The organism is Hydrocoleum sp. CS-953, assembly GCF_002260545.1.
Taxonomy (GTDB): domain Bacteria; phylum Cyanobacteriota; class Cyanobacteriia; order Cyanobacteriales; family Microcoleaceae; genus Trichodesmium.
The window spans coordinates 1-3,251 of sequence record NZ_LGSU01000480.1 but is presented as its reverse complement, the minus strand read 5'-3'; the positions used below and the strand labels follow the sequence as shown (position 1 = coordinate 3,251).

The window sequence follows — 3,251 nt, the reverse complement described above, 5'->3', positions numbered from 1 at the left end:
TAGGGAGGAGAAACAAACAAAGAAATCTAATGGTATATCTTTTGTTAATTTATGTAGATTCCAAGTCCCTGCTACTTTGGGAGCTGTAAAAAATGTGCCCGAAAAACTTAAAGTCATTGTTAATTATTAAAACAAATTATAGCTTTTAGCTAAAGTTTCTTTATAATTTGCAAAACACAAAACATAAAACATAAGTTGATTTAAAAACCACCTGATCGGGCAAGGTATTTTAAATTTGCTACAAATCTTTTTAATTTAAGGAGATAAGAACTTGATTTACTCTGGTTTAATTCTAGCAGCACAATCTCATCCTCTCTCTGCAGAGTGGTCACCAAAAGTAGCAATTATAATGATAACTTGTAATTTAGTGGCAATTGTCATCGGCTACTATGCCATTTCAAAGCAAAATCGTGGACAAGGGCCAGATTTACCCATATCATTACCAGCAATTTTTACTGGTTTTGGAATACCAGAATTATTAGCTACTACAAGTTTTGGTCATATTTTGGGAGCAGGAATAATTTTAGGGCTTGGTAGTGCTGGTATGCTATAGATAGATATAACCTGATTTTAGTTATCATCCACAGGGGGTTTTCTCTTGAAAAAGAAGAATTCCCCCATTTTTAGGGAAGTGTAGGAAGTGTGGGAAGTGTGGGAAGTGTGGGAAGCGTGGGAAGCGTCGGGAGTGTGGGGAAAGGGGGAAAGTAACAAGGTAGACAAGGAAGTACAAAGGCTGGAAAATTAAAATTCACATTTGTCTTAATATCTGCGCTTTTTTCTCCCTTTTCACTTTGTCACCAATTCCTCCAAGTCTAGTCAAAACCAGAAAGTAAAAAACATATCCCAGTCAGCTATTTTCTACTCCCTATTTTAATAAAAAATCAACAACGAATTAATGCAGGCAAGTTGGAAAATAGGCAATTTATTTGGTATCCCTTTATTTCTGGATTACTCGTGGTTAATTATTTTACTTTGGGCAATATACATCAATAGTCAAGATTACCAAGAAAAGGGGATTTTTTTAGCTTGGGGTGCTGGATTGGTAATTGCTATACTAATATTTTTCTCCGTAGTATTACATGAATTAGGTCATAGTTTAGTTGCTATTTCTCAAGGAATTAAGGTTAATTATATAACTTTATTTTTATTTGGTGGAATCGCTACAATAGATCGAGATTATAGAAATCCTGGAGAAGCTTTTCAAGTAGCGATCGCCGGACCTTTGGTGAGTTTAGTTTTATTCTTTTTATTAGGTTTAACAAGTTTTATATTCCCAACATCAAGTTTAGTTGGGAAGTTAATGAGTAGAGTAGCAGAAATAAATTTAATTTTAGCGATTTTTAATATAATTCCTGGCTTACCTTTGGATGGCGGACAAGTATTAAAAGTGGCTGTTTGGAAAATAACTGGTAGTCATTGTAAAGGTATAAGATGGGCTGCTAAAACTGGTAAAGGTTTAGGATGGTTAGGAATAATTTTAGGGTTGATAGTAGTTTTGACGACTAGAGATTATAGTATTTTTTGGATTGGGTTAATTGGCTGGTTTGCTATGCGTAATGCCAAAATTTATCAGCACATAACTGATTTAAAGTCAGCGTTAATTAATATTAAAGCTGTAGAGGTAATGACTCAAGATTTTCGTGTAGTAGATGCAAATTTAACTCTCAGTCAGTTTGCCAATAAATACATTTTCAAAGGTTCTAAATTTTCAACTTATTTTGCTGCTCAGAGGGGTCGTTATCTTGGTTTTGTTTATGCTGATGCTATTCGATATATTGAAAAAAGTTATCGGGATACTCAAACTTTAAGGATGATTATTTGCCCTCTAAATCAGATGGTTACTGTGTCAGAAGAGGTTAGTTTATTAGGAGTTATTAAAAGTATGGAATTTTCTCAACAAAATGAAATAACTGTACTTTCTCCTGCTGGAGCAGTAGCGGGAATAATTGATAAAAGTGATATTGTTCGAGGAATAGCTAAATACTTGAAAATGAATATTTCAGAAGCAGAAGTTAAGCGAGTTAAAAAAGAAGGTAACTATCCGTCGAGAATGAAGTTAGAAGCAATTGCTAAAGTTACCTCTATGTCAAATTTTAAGTAGTTAGTAAGTAGGTTGAATTTAAAAATGGTTGTTATCAGAAAAAAACAGTGCTGGAAGCTTTATGGGTTATAAATCTCCATCGTCACGCGTGGTGTCTACAATTGGTTATAGTTGAGAATCTCCAACTAATTATTCTGTTTCTCATATTCTGTTTCCTGACTAATTCTTCAATAGCGAGGGCTTGCTAATTAATTCTCAAAGCATTGACAGATAAAAGCAAGTGCTTTTTTAGGTCAAAAAAAGTGCCAGCTTTTCAGTCTAAAAAACTCAAAAAGTCAGTATTTAGGCAGACAAGATTGGAAAAATTCAGAGACAATTCTTCCTCCTACCTCCTCTATAAATTCCCCTAATACCAATTACCAAAAGTAATGATATACTTCGGCTATACTTCAACACTCAAGTAGTTACCAAGATNGATAAAAGCAAGTGCTTTTTTAGGTCAAAAAAAGTGCCAGCTTTTCAGTCTAAAAAACTCAAAAAGTCAGTATTTAGGCAGACAAGATTGGAAAAATTCAGAGACAATTCTTCCTCCTACCTCCTCTATAAATTCCCCTAATACCAATTACCAAAAGTAATGATATACTTCGGCTATACTTCAACACTCAAGTAGTTACCAAGATTCAAAGTCTGTTTTTGACAATTATTAGGAGCGTTAGTGATTATTACTACTACTTTTTCTCTCCTCCCCACCTCCCACAATTCCCATATTTCTCCACTCAATCAAAGATAGCAAGATTTTTGAGAAATGGTATAACTCCTAACTCCTAATTCCTGACTCCTACCCGAAGCCATACATACTTTTTCAGCAAACCCTAGCTAATAGCTAAATGTTATTTTTACTTTGAGTTATACTATTTTGACCAGATAATGTGCTGTGAAAATTTGGTCGACTAAAATGGTATTGGCAAAGATAATAATCACAATATTNCTACCCGAAGCCATACATACTTTTTCAGCAAACCCTAGCTAATAGCTAAATGTTATTTTTACTTTGAGTTATACTATTTTGACCAGATAATGTGCTGTGAAAATTTGGTCGACTAAAATGGTATTGGCAAAGATAATAATCACAATATTCTAGAATTTTATACTGAACAATCAATATAAATTTTACTAATTAAATTATATTTTGAGATTGTTTTTATAAATT

At 33.4% G+C, this 3,251-nt stretch carries 3 protein-coding genes; 2 read left to right on the top strand and 1 reads right to left on the bottom strand.

Annotated elements, in window-relative coordinates:
- Window positions 1–117, bottom strand: a 117-nt coding sequence (locus AFK68_RS44240) for a KR domain-containing protein (protein WP_143437524.1), incomplete at its 3' end; no start/stop codon positions are given.
- A gap of 154 nt (window positions 118–271) precedes the next feature.
- Here AFK68_RS44240 and psaK point away from each other — a divergent pair.
- Both psaK and AFK68_RS04865 read left to right on the top strand, forming a co-directional pair.
- On the top strand, window positions 272–553 hold the full coding sequence (gene psaK, locus AFK68_RS04870) for a photosystem I reaction center subunit PsaK (protein ID WP_094671822.1): 282 nt from the start codon (window positions 272–274) through the stop codon (window positions 551–553).
- A gap of 342 nt (window positions 554–895) precedes the next feature.
- The gene (locus tag AFK68_RS04865; protein ID WP_094671821.1) at window positions 896–2,101 is read left to right on the top strand and encodes a site-2 protease family protein; all 1,206 of its coding nucleotides are present in this window, start codon (window positions 896–898) and stop codon (window positions 2,099–2,101) included.
- Window positions 2,102–3,251 lie beyond the last annotated feature (1,150 nt).